This window comes from Nocardia sp. NPDC050378 (genome assembly GCF_040655675.1).
GTDB lineage: Bacteria > Actinomycetota > Actinomycetes > Mycobacteriales > Mycobacteriaceae > Nocardia > Nocardia coubleae.
Window position 1 is genome coordinate 146,764 of sequence record NZ_JBFAKI010000009.1, and the last position, 14,358, is coordinate 161,121.

The following is a 14,358-nucleotide window of genomic DNA, read 5'->3' on the forward strand; positions in this document are numbered from 1 at the left end:
GTTCCTTCCGTCGGCGGCCCTGGCCGCGTGATCAGTACACCGCCGCGTGGCCGTCCCCGACGCCGAGAATGAATATTGTTCAGTGGTGGTGCCCGAATGGAGAGCGGCTCGTTACCCGCGTCCGCCGGCCAACGCGCGCAGGAAGAAGGCGAGATTGGCGGGCCGTTCGGCCAGCCTGCGCATGAAGTAGCCGTACCACTGGTCGCCGTAGGGGATGTACACGCGAACGTGGTTGCCCTCGGCGGTGAGTCGCTGCTGTTCGTCGTCGCGGATGCCGTACAGCATCTGGTACTCGTACTCCTCGCACTTGCGCCGTGCCGCCGCGACGGCCGCACCGGCGGCGGCGATGATCGCGGGGTCGTGGGAGGCGATCATCGGGTAGCCCTGCCCGGCGGCGAGTACGCCAAGGCAGCGCAGATAGGAGGCGTCGACCTCGGCGCGGTCGCGGAAGGCCACCGATTCCGGTTCGTCGTAGGCGCCCTTGCACAGCCGGATCCGCGACTGCGGGCCCGCCAGAGCGCGGCAGTCCTCCTCGGTGCGGCGCAGGTAGGCCTGCAGAACGGTGCCGAGCCAGGGGAAGTCCGCCCGGAGCTCGGTGACGATCGCGAGAGTCGAATCGGTGGTCGTGTGGTCCTCGGCGTCGACGGTGACCCACAGTCCGGCCGCCTCGGCGGCGGCGCAGATCTGGTGCGCGTGCTCGCGGGCGACGGCCTGGCCGTCGCGGGACAGGGCCTGGCCGAGCGCCGACAGTTTGACCGAGACCTCCAGTGGCCGAACGGCTCCCGGTGTGGTCTCGGCCTGGGGGAGCCGTCCGAGGGCGGCGATGAGGGTGCGGTACTGCTCGACCGTAGCCTCGGCGCGCGCCAGATCGGTGGTGTCCTCACCCAGGTAGTCGATGCTGACGAAACGTCCTGAGCGGAGCAGGGTTTCGGCGGCGGTCACCACCTGTTCGGTGGTGGTTCCCGCCACGAACCGCGACACCACGTCACGGCTCACCGGCAACCGGGTGACGGCGCCTTCCAGCCGTGCCGAGCGCGCCGCGGTGAGCAGCGCCGAGCGCAACAGTGCCGACATCAGTTGGCCTCCGATTCCTGGTGGGGGTAACGGTGCTCGGTGGGCGGGGTGAAGGTCTCCTTGATCGTGCGCGCGGAGGTCCAGCGCAGCAGGTTCTGGGCCGAGCCCGCCTTGTCGTTGGTGCCCGAGGCCCGCCCGCCGCCGAAGGGCTGCTGGCCGACGACCGCACCGGAGGGCTTGTCGTTGATGTAGAAATTGCCCGCCGAGAAGGTGAGTCGTTCGGTGGCGGCGGCGATGGCGGTGCGGTCCTGGGCGATGATCGAGCCGGTGAGCCCGTAGGCGCCCGCGTCGACCAGATTCATGGCCTCCTCGAAACCCGACGGGGTCGAGTCGTCGTAGACGTGCACGGCGAGGATCGGACCGAAGTATTCGGTGTGGAAGATCTCGTCGCCCGGGTCGTCGCCGACCACCACCGTCGGTTCCACGAACCAGCCGACGCTGTCGTCGCTGTGCCCACCCGCGACCACGGTGATCCCCTGGGTGGCCTTGGCCCGCTCGAGGGCGGCGGTGTTGCGGTCGAAGGCACGCCGATCGATCAGTGCCCCACCGAAATTCGCGAAATCGGTGACATCGCCGTAGCGCAGCGACGCCGTCTTCTCGATCAGGTCCTCCGACATCGCCGACCACACCGAACGCGGCACATACGCGCGCGAAGCGGCCGAGCACTTCTGGCCCTGGTAGTCGAACGCGCCACGCAGCAACGCGGTGGTGAGCACGGCCGGGTCCGCCGAGGGATGGGCGAGCACGAAGTCCTTGCCGCCGGTCTCGCCGACCAGCCGAGGGTAGGTGCGATAGCGGTCCAGGTTCGTCGCCACTTCCCGCCACAGATGCTGGAAGGTCGCGGTGGACCCGGTGAAATGCACACCGGCCAGGCGCCGATCCGGCAGCACCACCTCCGAGACCTCGGGTCCGGCGCCGTGCACGAGGTTGATGACACCGGGCGGCAGACCCGCCTCCTCGAGCAGGCACATCGTCAGATACGCCGCCACCGCCTGCGAACGCGCCGGCTTCCACACCACGGTGTTGCCCATCAGCGCGGGCGCGGTCGGCAGATTGCCCGCGATGGCGGTGAAGTTGAACGGGGTCACCGCATAGACGAAACCCTCGAGCGAACGGTACTGCATGCGGTTCCACACCCCGCGCGAGGACAGCGGCTGTTCGGCGATGATCTTGCGCGCGAACGACACGTTGAACCGCCAGAAGTCGACCAGTTCGCACGGTGCGTCGATCTCGGCCTGATACGGCGACTTGGACTGACCGAGCATCGTTGCCGCGCAGATCTTTTCGCGCCACGGACCGGCGAGCAGGTCGGCCGCACGCAGGAATACCGAGCCGCGGTCGTCGAACGACATCGCCCGCCAGGCGGGTGCGGCCTCGGTGGCGGCTTCGACGGCAGCGGCGGCCTCGCCTGCGGTCGCGTCGTGCAGGGTGCCGAGTACGGCGCTGTGGCGGTGCGGTTGAACGACGTCGAAGACCGGTCCGTCGCCGCGTAGGTGTCGACCGCCGATCACGTGGCAGATCTCGGTCGGTGCGGCGGCCAGTTCCGTGAGTGCGGTCTGCAACCGGGTGCGTTCGGGTGTGCCCGGCGCGAAGGTGCCGACGGGCTCGTTGACCGGCGGCGGGGTGGTCGCGATGGCGTCCATGAGTGCCTCTCCTGCGTCGTACGGCGGTAGCGGGATGTGACGTAGTCAACACCCATCGGCATCGGCCATAATCAGCTGATCGGACGAAGTTCTGCCCAGAGATTAGTCCGATCGGACAATGGAGTGGGCGCATGGAGACGACACTGGCCGAGCTGCTCGGCGCGCTCGATCACACCGTGGCCACGCTGGTCGACGCACCGGCGGGGCAGCAGGTGGTGGTGCGCACCGTCGCCCTCGCCGAGCCCGCCGACCTGGCCGAACACCTCGAGGCCGACGGTGTGTCGGCGCAGGTGTACCTGCTGGTCGGCGTCGATGCCGAACAGACCGTGCGGTGGTTGCGGGGCGTCGGCGCCCGCCCGCTCGCGCAGCGGCCGCGACTGCTGATGACCAAGCGCGCCGACGACTCGCCCGCCGTGCGTGCGGCCGCCCATGCGGCCGGGATCGCGCTCGTGCAGGTGCACCGGCATGCCCGCTGGGACCAGGTGTTCGGCCTCGTCCGCCGCATGCTCACCCGCGCGCCCGGCGGCCGGACCGAGGCCGGTGAACCCGACCTGCTCGCCCCCGATACGGACCTGTTCGGGCTGGCCCAGGTGGTGGCGGCCGAAACAGGCGGCATGGTGAGCATCGAGGACCCGCACTCGCACGTGCTCGCCTATTCGGCCTCCGACGCCGCCGCCGACCAGTTGCGCATCCGTTCGATCCTCGGCCGTGAGGGCCCGGCCGACTACCTGCGGATCCTGCGCGAGTGGGGCGTGTTCGACCGGGTGCGCCGCACCGACGAGGTCCTCGACATCCCCGACCACCCCGAACTCGGGATCCGCCGGCGGCTGGTCGTCGGCATCCGGCGGGCCACCGTCGGCGCCGAGGACCGGATGCTCGGCACGATCTGGTTGCAGCAGGGCGACCGGCCGCTGCGGCCCGACGCCGCGCAGGTGCTGCGCGGTGCGTCGGCGGTCGCGGCGCGCATCATCGCGCGAGCACTCGACGCACCGTCGACCGAGGCTGTGTTGGTGCGCAGGCTGTTCGGCGCGCACGGCGAAGGAGTCGACGTGCCGTCGGTGGCGGCCGCTTTGCGTCTGCCCGAAGCGGGTCCCGCTGCGGTGATCGGTTTCGCCGCGCTCGGTGCGGCCGCCGAACTCGCCGCGTCCAGCGGCCTGATCCGGTTGCACGCCAGTGCTTTTCGTGGCGACTCGGTCACCGAGGCGATCGGTGAGCGGGTGTATGTGCTGCTGCCCTCCTATCACTCCGAGCACGGTGTCGGGTCGTGGGTGCGTGAGCTGGTCGCGCAGTTCGAGCAGGTGCGTGGGCTGGTTGTCCGCGCCGCAGTGGCCGCGCCGGTGGCCGGGCTGACGGCCGTCGCCGGAGCCCGCGCCGAGGTCGACCGCGTGCTGGACAGCCCCGCCGCCACCGTCGAGGGCGGCCGCGTGACCACCCTGGCCGAGGCGCGAACGGCGGTGCTGCTCACCGAGATCGTCGACCTGATCCGCGAGCATCCCCATCTGCACGACCCGCGCCTGGCCGCCCTCGATGCCTACGACCGCGACCACGGTGCCGACCTGCGCGACTCGATCCGCACCTACCTGCGAGCCCACGGCGAGGTGAGCACCGCGGCCGCCGCCCTGCGCGTGCACCCGAACACCTTGCGCTACCGCCTGCGCCGCGTGGAATCCATCCTCGGTATCGACCTCACCGACCCAGACGACCGCCTGCTCCTGGAAATCCAGCTCGCCGCCTGCCCACCGCTCGACCCCTCCTGAGATGCCGAAACCACGGCACCTCCGCCACGCCGAGCCGTGTCGTCATGCCCCCGTCGGCACCTCCCCGACGGCTTTCGCCGGGTCGATCACACCGAGCACCTCGCCCTGGGGTGCCTGCAGGATTCCCATGCGCCCGAACGGACTGTCGTCGGGCCCCATGATCACCTTCGCGCCCAGTTCGGTCGCCTTGTTCAGCGCGCCGTCGGCGTCGTCGACCTGGATCCAGGTGAGCCAGTACGGCGGATTACCGAGCGCCGAGGCGTCCATCATCCCGCCGACCTCGTGCTTGTCGCCGGGCAGCGAGAAGGTGGAGTAGGTGAAGTTCACCCCGTCGCCCATCTCGGTGTAGTGCCAGCCGAACACGCTGGTGTAGAACTCGTGTGCCTGGTCGTAGCCGGGGGTGTGCAGCTCGTTCCAGCAGTAGGCGCCGTGCTGGTTGAACACCGCGGCACCGATGTGGCGCTTGGCCTCCCAGACGCCGAAGGCGCCGCCGGTCGGGTCGGCGGCGACGAACATCCGTCCCACGTCGAGTACGTCGAACGGCGGCACGAAGACCTGACCACCGGCTTTCGTGACGCGCTCGGCGATCTCGTCGGCCCGTTCGGCCGCGAAATAGGTGGTCCACACCGACGGCATCTGCCGCATGTCATCGGGTTTGGGTCCGATGCCCGCCGCGGGTCTACCGTCGAGCATCGCCATGAGATACCCACCCGCGCCCGCGTCCTGGATATCCCAACCGAAGAGCGCGCTGTAGAACGTGCGGGCGGCGGCGGGGTCGTCGACCTGACAGTCGACCCAGCACGGCGTGCCCTGGGGCCATGGTTCGTCACGTGTCGGCATTGTCGAACGTCCTCCTCGTCGATGAATGACACCGGCCGGGTCGGTCGGCACGCGCCAAGTCAACCACTGCCCACCGACACGTCCGCCGCCGAGGATAACGCCTTGAACTGGAACGATACGTGTTCACTGCGACCCTCCGAGCGGTCCGGCGCTGCCCGCCGCAAGTCGTTACCACTGTTACAGTTTCGGCGCCGATCTGCGGTGGCTAGGTCAACGATGAACGAACCGGTCGGGAGCGACTCGATGACGTTGAGAGGTTCCGAACGTGGGCTCGTCCGTGTGCTGACGGCGATTCTCGCGATCACAACGGTGCTCGCCTGCGGGGCAGGCCAGGTGTCGGGCAAGCCGGGCGGCGACGTGCCCGGCGTGCGCTGGACCGCCCAGCACGACGCGCCGGGCACCTATCCGGAAGTGCGCGTGGAGCGCGGCGTGCACATCACCATGAGCGACGGCGTGGTCCTCAAGGCCGACGTGTACCGTCCCGCCGACGCGGCAGGGGTGATCGAGCAGAAGCCGCTGCCGACGATCGTGAGCCTCACGCCCTACTCCAAACTCATGACCGGCCTGATCGAGGCGGCCGCCGCCACCCCCGGTCTGCAGTCGACCGCCGTCGACATCGTGCGCCGCCTGAACCTGTCGAGCACACCCATCAGCGGTTTCGGCGATCTGATGCAGGCACTGGACGGCGGCATGATCCAGACCATGCTCGGCGTCGACCGCAAACTCATCGGCAGCGGCTACACCGTGGTGGTCGCCGATGTGCGCGGAACCGGTCAGTCGCAGGGCAAATGGGACACCCTCGGCGCCCGCGAACAGCTCGACACCCGTGAGGTGATCGAGTGGGCGGCCGCCCAGCCGTGGTCCAACGGCCGCATCGGCATGAGCGGCGGCTCGTACTCGGGCATCAACCAGCTGCGGGCCGCCGAAGACGCGCCCGCCGCGCTGCAGGCCATCTTCCCCGTGGAACCCGGCAGCGATCTGATGCGCGACGTGGTAGCCCCCGGCGGTGGCGTCGGCACGACGTTCCTTCCGCTGTGGCTCAATTCGGTCAACCAGCTCAAACTCGTGCCCGACGTGGCGTCGATGATCCAGGGCACCTTCGACTGGACCTGGTTCAACGATCGCATCGCCGACCCGACGACCAATTTCGACCTGCTCGCCCAGGCCCTGCTCACCCCGTCGCTCGAGGACATGCCGCCCGCCCTCGACGGCGCGCTCGACGAGACCTCGGCGTTTCGCGAGGCGATCATGGGCCACCCGGAGAAGGTGAACGTGCCGACGTTCGTCTACGGCGGCTGGCACGACATCTTCGCCAACAGCGCGACCAAACTCTACGAACAGCTCCCGCTGCCCCCGGGCCGCAAGCAACTGGTCGTCGGCGACACCTATCACGCCAATCCCGGTGCGGGAACCGGTGTTCCGGGGGCGCCGCCGCGGCTGGACGTGCTGCAGCGCGCCTGGTTCGACAAGTGGCTCAAGGACATCGACAGCGGTGTCGAGGCGTTCGGCCCGGTGACGGTGAAACAGCAGGGCGGCGGGTGGGTCACGCTGCGCGAGTGGCCGCAGCCCGGTGTCACGCATCGGCGGGTATATCTGTCGGCCGATCCGAGCGGGACCACCGAGGACAGCCTGCACGACGGTTCACTGCGTCCCACGGGGCCCGGCGCGGTCGAAAACCTCACGGTGGCACCGGGTTTGAGCACCATCTGCTCGCGGGACGCGGCGCAGGGTTCGGCGGGGATGACCGCCGCGCTCGACGCGTGCGCCAAGGACTCGCGCATCGCCGAACGCAACGCGCTCACCTTCACCAGCGCACCGGTCGCCGAGGAGACGGTGATCTCGGGTCCGATCAATGTGCGGCTCAACACGGTGCACACCGGCAGTGACGGATTCTGGAACGTCACCGTCAACGATGTCGCTCCCGACGGCACCTCCACCGTGCTCACCACCGGTCAGCTCACCGCCTCCATGCGGGCCATCGACGAACGGCGCAGCGCGCGGTCGGTGAACGGGGATCTCACCGCACCGTTCAACCCGCTCACCCTCGACCGGTTGCTGCCCGTGGTCCCCGGTGCGCCGACCGAGATCGACATCGCTGTCATTCCGACCCAGGCCGTGCTCGCACCGGGACACCGCGTGCGAATCGACGTGTACGCGGGCAACGCGCCCAAGGCGCTGCCGTTCCGCCCGATGCTCGACGCCTCCGGGCTGGAACCGCAGCAGGTGCGCCTGGACCCGGCGGCACCGAGCTTCGTCAACCTGCCCACCGACAAGCCGATCCCGTGAGTCGGGCTCAGAGCTGCGATTGCACCTCGGCGGCAATGAGTTCGAGGTGGTCGAGATCGGCCAGGTCGAGGATCTGCAGGTAGATCCGGCTCGCACCGATCTCGCGGTAGCGGGCGATCTTGTCCACCACCTCGGCGGGCGAGCCCGCCAGCCCGTTGGTCTTCAGCTCGTCGACCTCACGCCCGATCGCCGCGGCCCGGCGCGCCACCTCGGCGTCGGTGCGCCCGACGCAGGCCACGAGCGCGTTGGAATACACCAGTTCGTCGGTGCGCCCGGCCGCGCGCACGGCGTCGCGGACCCGGTCGAACTGGGCGGCGCTGTCGGCCACCGAGGCGAAGGGCATATTGAATTCGGTGGCGTAACGGGCGGCCAAGCGGGGGGTGCGGACCTTGCCGTTGCCGCCGATCACCACCGGCACCGGATCCTGCGCCGGTTTCGGCAGGGCGGGGGAATCGGTGAGCTGGTAGTGGTCGCCGTCGAAGGAGAAGGTATCGCCGAGCTTGGTCGACCACAGGCCCGTGATGACCGCGAGCTGTTCTTCGAGCAGGCCGAACCTGTTGTCGGGGAAGGGAATTCCGTAGGCGGCGTGTTCGGCGGCGAACCAGCCGCTGCCGAGCCCCAGTTCTACCCGGCCGCCCGACATCTGGTCGACCTGGGCCACCTGGATGGCCAGCGGCCCGGGCAGCCGGAACGTGGCGGCGGTGACCAGGGTCCCCAGGCGGATGCGGGAGGTGTCGCGGGCCAGACCCGCCAGGGTGATCCAAGCGTCGGTGGGGCCGGGCAGGCCGTCGGCATCGCCCATGGCCAGATAGTGGTCGGAGCGGAAGAAGGCGTCGAAGTCGAGATCCTCGGCGGCGCGCGCCACGGCGAGCAGCGTGTCGTAGTCGGCGCCCTGCTGCGGTTCGGTGAAGATGCGGAGGTCCATGATCACCATCGTGCCCGAGACGTGCGCGGGTGTGTGAGGCTGTAGGGGCAACGGCTCGGCGGAGGAGGATGCGGTGGGAGAACCTGTCATTGTCGTCATGGGCGTCTCCGGGTGTGGCAAGACGACCGTCGGGGCCCTGCTGGCCGACCGCCTCGACGTGCCCTACGCCGAGGGCGACGACTTCCACCCGCTGGCCAATATCGAGAAGATGGCGGCCGGGATCCCGCTCACCGACGAGGACCGGTGGCCGTGGCTCGACACGGTCGCCACCTGGCTGCACGAGCACAGCGAGACGGGCGGGGTGGCCAGCTGTTCGGCGCTGCGCCGGGTGTACCGCGACCGGCTGCGGGCCAAGGCTCCCGACACCTACTTCGTGCATCTGGCCGCGACCCGGGTGGAGCTGATGCGCCGGATGACCGGTCGCCTCGGCCATTTCATGCCGACCATCCTGCTCGACTCGCAATTGGCCACGCTCGAACCACTCCAGCAGGACGAAGCAGGCGTCGCCCTCAACGCGCTACAGCCGCCCGGGGTGCTCGTCACCGAGGCGGTCGAGAAGTGGAGAGCCGATCACCGCTGAAACAGCGGATGCAGCTGCTCGACGGGCGCGAGCATCAACCACCCGCCGATCACGGCCGCCGCCAGGCAGACCAGTGCGAAGAACAGCACCCACAGCAGCGCGGGCAGATGCGTGAGACGAGCCAGCTGATCGGCATCGGAATCGGTGCGCCCGGGTTGTCTGCGCCTGCCGCGCTGCAGCTCGAGGACAGGGCGGGCAGCGGCGGCCAGCAGGAACCACGCGGCCAGATACGCGAACCCTGCCTGGAGCAGGTCGCTGCCGTACCAGGACACCCCGAACACCAGCGCGCCGAGCACGAGCACGGTCAGCAGACCGTACACATTGCGCACCTTCACCAGCACCGCCACCAGCATGGCCAGGGTGGCCCACAACATCACCGACACCCGGCCGGAGCCCAGCAGCGCCGCGTAGCCCACGCCGAGCAGCGCGGGCGCCGGGTATCCGGCCATGGCGGTGAGGATCATGCCGGGACCGGTGGGTTTGCCACTGGACACCGTGAGACCCGAGGTGTCGGTGTGCAGCGTGATCGCGTGCAATCTGCGCCCGGTGAGCAGCGCGAACAGCGCGTGCCCGCCCTCGTGCGCCACGGTGACGGCGGCCCGGGTGATCCGCCACAGCGGCCGATACCCGACCAGGATCAGCGCCAGCGCCGCGGTGACGAGCACCAGCCACCACGGCGGGGCGGGCTGCGGTGCGAGTAAACGTTCGAACGAAGAGCTGACCGATCCGGTGTCCACCGCCGCACTGTAGCCGCGATTCGCCACGCCCACGGCCCGGTCAGCGCATGATGCGCCGATACCTCGCTCGCGCAACGCTTTCCGGGCAACAATCGCGTCCGGGCGTGGTAGCAAGGGGCATGCAGATGCGACCGCACCGATGGAACCCGCCCCGCGCGACCGCCCGGGCCGGCCAGACACAGAGCACACCCGCGCTGCCCGAGGTTCGGTTGATTCCGCTGCGCGGGCAGGGACCGGAAGATGTCGTGCTGACGACCGACGGATACCTGGTCACCGGCACCGAGGACGGTGCCGTCTGGCGCGTCGACCCGGCCGATGGCACCGTGGAGAAGATCGCGCAAACGCCGGGCAGGCCGCTGGGCATGCACGCCGACGCCGACGGTTCGCTGCTCGTCTGCGTCGCAGGCCACGGCGTGCTCCGGCTGGCCGGGGCCCGGCGCCGAACCGGAGCCGGTGATCACCGAAGTGGACGGTGAGCCGATCATCTTCCCGAGCAATGTGGTGCGCGACGACGACGGCACCGTCTACTTCTCGATCTCGTCGCGGCGCTGGCCGTTCGAGCAGTGGATGGGTGACATCCTCGAGCATTCCGGCAGCGGCAGGCTGGTCCGCCGCGACCCGGCGGGGCAGGTGGACGTGCTGATCGACGGGCTGCAGTTCGCCAACGGGGTGGTGCTGGCGCCGGACCGGTCCTGTGTGCTGGTCGCCGAGACCGGCGCCTACCGCATCACCCGGTACTGGGTCTCGGGTCCCCGCGCAGGCACCGTCGACCGTCTCGTCGAGAACCTGCCCGGTTCGCCGGACAACATGCTCCTCGGCAGCGACGGCCTGGTCTGGATCGGGATGGTGGCACCACGCAACCCCCTGCTGGACCGGATGCTGGCACTGCCGGGCATCTTCCGGCGCCTGACCTGGGCGTTGCCCGAGTGGCTCCGCCCGGCGCCCGCCCGCTCCGCGTGGGTGGTCGCGCTCGACCTGGACGGCACGGTGGTGCACGACCTGCAACGGGCGGGCGACGACTTCGCGATGGTCACCTCGGTGGTCGAGCACCGAGGCGCCCTGTATCTGGGGAGTCTTTCCGAATCGGCCGTCGGGGTGAGCGCGGTGCCGTGACGTGCGCAGTATCGTCGGTAGCCGACCCGATGAGACCGCGGAGGGATGGCTCGACGATGACCAAGCCCTGCCTGTTGCTTCAGCTTCGTCCCGAACGCGCCGCGTCCGACGACGAGTACGCCGCACTGCTGCGCGCCGCCGAACTCACCGACGACGAAGTGGTGCGCATCGAGATGGACCGCGGGATGCCGGAGGTCGACCTGGACGACTTCCGCGCCGTGATCGTCGGCGGCGGGCCGAGCAATGTGAGCGCGCCGGAGCAGGACAAGTACGACTACCAGCGGCGGTTCGAACCGCCGCTGCGCGCGCTGCTCGCCGAGATCGTCGACCGGGACTTCCCGTACTTCGGCGCCTGCTACGGCCTGGGCATCCTGGCCGACGTGCTCGGCGGTGAGGTCGGCCCCGACCGCTACGGCGAAGCTGTCGGCGCGAGTACGGTCGTATTGGCCGACGGTGCCGAGGACCCCTTGCTCACCGGCATCCCACGTTCGTTCCGCGCCTTCGTCGGTCACAAAGAGGCTTGCCAGGACGTGCCGCCGGGCGCGGTGCTGCTCGCCGGTTCCGAGAGTTGCCCCGTGCAGATGATCCGGGTGGGGCGCAATGTCTACGCCACCCAGTTCCATCCCGAACTCGACGGCACCGGGCTGGCCGTGCGGATCGAGGCCTACCGGCACGCGGGCTATTTCGACCCGAGCGAGGCGGACATGCTGGCCGAACTCGGCCGGCGTGAATCGGTGCCGGTGCCGCGGGAGCTGTTGCGGCGCTTCATCTCGCGCTCTCGCGGGTAGCCCGGACGGTGGACGGCAGCGGGTGGTCGGGTTCCAGCGCGGGCAGACCGTCGATGCTGGTGGAGTTGTCGCCCGCGATGCGCCGCGCGAAATCCTCGTCGGTGCGCCGGGTGTGGGCCTCGTCCAGAATGGAGCGCTCCTCGACCAGGTCCATCCTCGGCACCGACCAGCCACACGAATCGGCGATGCGGTCGACCGAGACCACGATCACCGCGCGGATACCGGGATGCTCGGTGCCGAATCGTGCACGCAGCGTGTCGAATTCGGGGGAGTCGGGCCGCACGACCCGCCCGGTGCCGAGCAGGCGCAGGATGCGGGCGACGCGGGAGAACGAGCAGAACATCACGGTGATGCGGCCGTTGTCGCGCAGGTGCGCGATCGTCTCCGAGCCGCTGCCGAACAGATCGAGGTAGGCCACGGTGTGATCGTCGAGGACGGCGAAGGTGTCGCGATACCCCTTGGGGGACACATTGATATGGCCACCGGACGAGGGCGCGGTCCCCACGAAGTACATCGGCTGGTCGGCGATGAACGCCCGTAACTTGTCGTCGATCCGGTCGAACACCTTGGCCATGACGCACTTTCCGGTCCCGCCGGGCGGCGAGCTCCCCGTGGTCGAGTGTATCGACCGCGACGTTGGATTCACGGTGAGAGTTATCGCAGACGGCGCCCACCGCGGTGACCGACGATGGGGCCATGACGCAGACCGCTCCCCACCCTGTCCAGCAGCGCTACGCGGACCCGGACGCCGCCGTTCCCGCGCAGTGGAACTCTGTGCTGCAGGTGTTGCACGAACACAAATCGGTCCGGCGCTACCTGCCCGACCCGGTGACACCGGAGACGATCCGCCTGCTGATCTCGGCGGCCCAGTCGGCCCCGACCTCGTCGAATTTGCAGGCGTGGAGTGTGATCGAGGTCCGTGATGCGGCGCGGCGGGCCCGGCTGGCGGCGGTGGCGGGCGGGCAGGCGCACATCGAGCAGGCGCCGGTACTGCTGGTCTGGACCGCCGACTTCGCGCGGTTGCGTCAGCTCGCCGACGACCACCGCGCGCCCCTCGACGGCGCCGACTATCTGGAATCCAGCTATGTCGGCGTGGTCGATGCCGCGCTCGCCGCCCAGAACGCGGTGATCGCCGCCGAATCGCTCGGGCTGGGCACCGTCTACATCGGTGCGTTGCGCAACGACCCGGAGCGGGTGGCGGCGGAACTGAACTTGCCCGCCCACGTGTTCCCCATCTTCGGGCTGGTGGTCGGCCACCCCGACCCGACAGAGGGCACACGGGTGAAGCCGCGACTGCCGCAGGATGCTGTGCTGCACCAGGAGACCTACGACCTACCGCGCCAGCGCGGACCGGTCGCCGCTTACGAGCAGCGGATCGGCGCGGTCTATGGCGACCAGGGACTCCCGTTCTCCTGGACCGAGCGGGTGCTGGCCCGGCTCGGCTCCGAGGCGTCGCTCAACGGGCGGCACCGGCTCCGGGAGTCTCTGGCGGCCATGGGATTCCGGCTCCGCTGAGGCGGATCAGCCGTTGATCGCCGCGGCGGTGAGCTCGAGGGAACGGATGCGGGTGTCGATGTCGTAGACGAGGGTGGTGAGCATCAGCTCGTCGGGGCGGGTGTCCTCGATGAGCTGGGCAGCCTGGGCGCGCACCGTCTCCGGCGACCCCTGCAATTGACCGGCCTTGCGCTGTGCGGCGAAGTGGCGTTCGGCATCGCTGCCCGGGAACCCGTCGGCTTGCTCGGGGGTGGCCAGCGCCTGCGGGCGGCCGGCGCGCAGGTTGACGAAGGCCAGGTCGCGTGGTGCGGCGAGGCGGTCGGCCTCGGCGTCGGTGTCGGCGCAGATCGCCGAGACCGCGACCATGCTGTACGGCTCGGCGAGGATCGGTGAGGGCCGGAAGTTGTCCCGGTAGAGCGCGAGCGCGGCGGCGGTGTTCTCGCCGGCGAAGTGGTGCGCGAACGCGAACGGCAACCCCAGCACGGCCGCGACCTGCGCGCTGTACCCGCTCGAGCCGAGCAACCACATCTCGGGCCGGGTGCCGCGACCAGGGGTGGCGACGATGCCGTCCGGGTCGGTGCCGCCGAAATAACCCATCAGGGCGGTCAGCTCACGGGGGAACGATTCGGCGCCGAGGCCGTCGGCATGCCTGCGCAGCGCGCGAGCGGTCGCCGGGTCGGTGCCGGGCGCGCGACCGATACCGAGGTCGACGCGGCCCGGATGCAGCGCCTCGAGGGTGCCGAACTGTTCGGCGACGACCAGCGGAGCGTGGTTGGGCAGCATCACGCCACCCGATCCGACCCGGATGCGCGAGGTCGACGCGGCGAGGTGCGCCAGAACCACGGCAGGCGCCGAACTGGCGATGCCGGGCATGTTGTGGTGCTCGGCCACCCAGAAGCGGTGCATTCCCAGCTCCTCGGCGCGCTGGGCGAAGCGGGTCGTCGCGTGCAGGGCCTCGCCTGCCGTCGCGTCGGCCTGCACCGGTGCCAGATCGAGTACCGACAGCGTGACCGGGCTCATGAGTCTCCTTCGCGTGAAATCCCCTCAGTAGGCCAACCGGTGCGGCGGCTGCGGTATTTCCGCGCGAGCGGTGGGGGTGATCGGCGGCACGGTTGCCGCGC

General features: G+C 69.9%; 14 protein-coding genes. 7 read left to right on the forward strand and 7 right to left on the reverse strand.

What is annotated here, in order from left to right; translation table 11 throughout:
- Positions 1-111 precede the first annotated feature (111 nt).
- Together AB0I35_RS21000 and pruA are read right to left on the reverse strand one after the other, a co-directional pair.
- Positions 112-1,074 carry a proline dehydrogenase family protein gene (locus AB0I35_RS21000; RefSeq protein WP_357397806.1) on the reverse strand — a complete coding sequence of 321 codons (963 nt, stop codon included), beginning with the start codon at positions 1,072-1,074 and terminating at the stop codon, positions 112-114.
- Positions 1,074-2,717 carry an L-glutamate gamma-semialdehyde dehydrogenase gene (gene pruA, locus AB0I35_RS21005; protein ID WP_357397807.1) on the reverse strand — a complete coding sequence of 548 codons (1,644 nt, stop codon included), beginning with the start codon at positions 2,715-2,717 and terminating at the stop codon, positions 1,074-1,076. The genes AB0I35_RS21000 and pruA overlap by 1 nt, the downstream gene beginning before the upstream one ends.
- A 131-nt stretch (positions 2,718-2,848) precedes the next feature.
- Between pruA and AB0I35_RS21010 the strand changes: the two genes are divergently transcribed.
- Entirely contained in the window at positions 2,849-4,474 is a 1,626-nt protein-coding gene (locus AB0I35_RS21010) for a helix-turn-helix domain-containing protein (RefSeq protein ID WP_357397808.1), read from the forward strand.
- 42 nt (positions 4,475-4,516) lie between these two features.
- On the opposite strand, the gene AB0I35_RS21015 is transcribed toward AB0I35_RS21010, so the two are convergent.
- Entirely contained in the window at positions 4,517-5,314 is a 798-nt protein-coding gene (locus tag AB0I35_RS21015; protein WP_357397809.1) for a VOC family protein, read from the reverse strand.
- Between the two features lie 243 nt (positions 5,315-5,557).
- Between AB0I35_RS21015 and AB0I35_RS21020 the strand changes: the two genes are divergently transcribed.
- Entirely contained in the window at positions 5,558-7,600 is a 2,043-nt protein-coding gene (locus tag AB0I35_RS21020) for a CocE/NonD family hydrolase (RefSeq protein WP_357397810.1), read from the forward strand.
- Positions 7,601-7,607: 7 nt separating this feature from the next.
- Here the strand turns inward: AB0I35_RS21020 and AB0I35_RS21025 are convergent, their stop codons facing one another.
- Entirely contained in the window at positions 7,608-8,525 is a 918-nt protein-coding gene (locus AB0I35_RS21025; protein WP_357397811.1) for an LLM class F420-dependent oxidoreductase, read from the reverse strand.
- 97 nt (positions 8,526-8,622) lie between these two features.
- Here AB0I35_RS21025 and AB0I35_RS21030 point away from each other — a divergent pair, with 97 nt between their 5' ends.
- The gene (locus AB0I35_RS21030) at positions 8,623-9,105 is read left to right on the forward strand and encodes a gluconokinase (protein WP_357397930.1); all 483 of its coding nucleotides are present in this window, start codon (positions 8,623-8,625) and stop codon (positions 9,103-9,105) included.
- On the opposite strand, the gene AB0I35_RS21035 is transcribed toward AB0I35_RS21030, so the two are convergent.
- Positions 9,096-9,842, reverse strand: coding sequence for a M50 family metallopeptidase (locus AB0I35_RS21035; RefSeq protein WP_357397812.1), 747 nt, complete (start codon positions 9,840-9,842; stop codon positions 9,096-9,098). The two genes, AB0I35_RS21030 and AB0I35_RS21035, sit on opposite strands and share 10 nt — an antisense overlap.
- 125 nt (positions 9,843-9,967) lie before the next feature.
- Here AB0I35_RS21035 and AB0I35_RS21040 point away from each other — a divergent pair, with 125 nt between their 5' ends.
- Genes AB0I35_RS21040 through AB0I35_RS21050 form a run of 3 tightly spaced genes read left to right on the forward strand, consistent with a single transcriptional unit; the run spans position 9,968 to position 11,743 of the window.
- Positions 9,968-10,318, forward strand: a complete 351-nt coding sequence (locus AB0I35_RS21040) for a hypothetical protein (RefSeq protein ID WP_357397813.1) — start codon at positions 9,968-9,970, stop codon at positions 10,316-10,318.
- On the forward strand, positions 10,296-10,955 hold the full coding sequence (locus tag AB0I35_RS21045; RefSeq protein WP_357397814.1) for an SMP-30/gluconolactonase/LRE family protein: 660 nt from the start codon (positions 10,296-10,298) through the stop codon (positions 10,953-10,955). Before AB0I35_RS21040 ends, AB0I35_RS21045 begins: the two co-directional genes overlap by 23 nt.
- A 56-nt stretch (positions 10,956-11,011) precedes the next feature.
- Entirely contained in the window at positions 11,012-11,743 is a 732-nt protein-coding gene (locus tag AB0I35_RS21050) for a glutamine amidotransferase (RefSeq protein ID WP_357397815.1), read from the forward strand.
- Here AB0I35_RS21050 and AB0I35_RS21055 read toward each other — a convergent pair.
- On the reverse strand, positions 11,721-12,317 hold the full coding sequence (locus AB0I35_RS21055) for a pyridoxamine 5'-phosphate oxidase family protein (protein ID WP_357397816.1): 597 nt from the start codon (positions 12,315-12,317) through the stop codon (positions 11,721-11,723). The genes AB0I35_RS21050 and AB0I35_RS21055 overlap by 23 nt on opposite strands.
- Before the next feature lie 122 nt (positions 12,318-12,439).
- Here AB0I35_RS21055 and AB0I35_RS21060 point away from each other — a divergent pair, with 122 nt between their 5' ends.
- Entirely contained in the window at positions 12,440-13,258 is an 819-nt protein-coding gene (locus tag AB0I35_RS21060) for an NADPH-dependent oxidoreductase (protein WP_357397818.1), read from the forward strand.
- 6 nt (positions 13,259-13,264) lie between these two features.
- On the opposite strand, the gene AB0I35_RS21065 is transcribed toward AB0I35_RS21060, so the two are convergent.
- Positions 13,265-14,257: an LLM class flavin-dependent oxidoreductase gene (locus AB0I35_RS21065; protein WP_357397819.1), complete on the reverse strand. Its 993-nt coding sequence runs from the start codon at positions 14,255-14,257 to the stop codon at positions 13,265-13,267.
- Positions 14,258-14,358: the final 101 nt, after the last annotated feature.

What these genes read in the sequence shown, in the direction of transcription:
- AB0I35_RS21020 (WP_357397810.1), top strand. Translation starts at nt 5,558, where the DNA reads ATGACGTTGAGAGGTTCCGAACGTGGGCTCGTCCGTGTGCTGACGGCG.
- AB0I35_RS21065 (WP_357397819.1), bottom strand. Translation starts at nt 14,257, where the DNA reads ATGAGCCCGGTCACGCTGTCGGTACTCGATCTGGCACCGGTGCAGGCC.
- AB0I35_RS21060 (WP_357397818.1), top strand. Translation starts at nt 12,440, where the DNA reads ATGACGCAGACCGCTCCCCACCCTGTCCAGCAGCGCTACGCGGACCCG.
- AB0I35_RS21025 (WP_357397811.1), bottom strand. Translation starts at nt 8,525, where the DNA reads ATGGACCTCCGCATCTTCACCGAACCGCAGCAGGGCGCCGACTACGAC.
- AB0I35_RS21055 (WP_357397816.1), bottom strand. Translation starts at nt 12,317, where the DNA reads ATGGCCAAGGTGTTCGACCGGATCGACGACAAGTTACGGGCGTTCATC.
- AB0I35_RS21000 (WP_357397806.1), bottom strand. Translation starts at nt 1,074, where the DNA reads ATGTCGGCACTGTTGCGCTCGGCGCTGCTCACCGCGGCGCGCTCGGCA.
- AB0I35_RS21015 (WP_357397809.1), bottom strand. Translation starts at nt 5,314, where the DNA reads ATGCCGACACGTGACGAACCATGGCCCCAGGGCACGCCGTGCTGGGTC.
- AB0I35_RS21040 (WP_357397813.1), top strand. Translation starts at nt 9,968, where the DNA reads ATGCGACCGCACCGATGGAACCCGCCCCGCGCGACCGCCCGGGCCGGC.
- AB0I35_RS21050 (WP_357397815.1), top strand. Translation starts at nt 11,012, where the DNA reads ATGACCAAGCCCTGCCTGTTGCTTCAGCTTCGTCCCGAACGCGCCGCG.
- pruA (WP_357397807.1), bottom strand. Translation starts at nt 2,717, where the DNA reads ATGGACGCCATCGCGACCACCCCGCCGCCGGTCAACGAGCCCGTCGGC.
- AB0I35_RS21030 (WP_357397930.1), top strand. Translation starts at nt 8,623, where the DNA reads ATGGGCGTCTCCGGGTGTGGCAAGACGACCGTCGGGGCCCTGCTGGCC.
- AB0I35_RS21010 (WP_357397808.1), top strand. Translation starts at nt 2,849, where the DNA reads ATGGAGACGACACTGGCCGAGCTGCTCGGCGCGCTCGATCACACCGTG.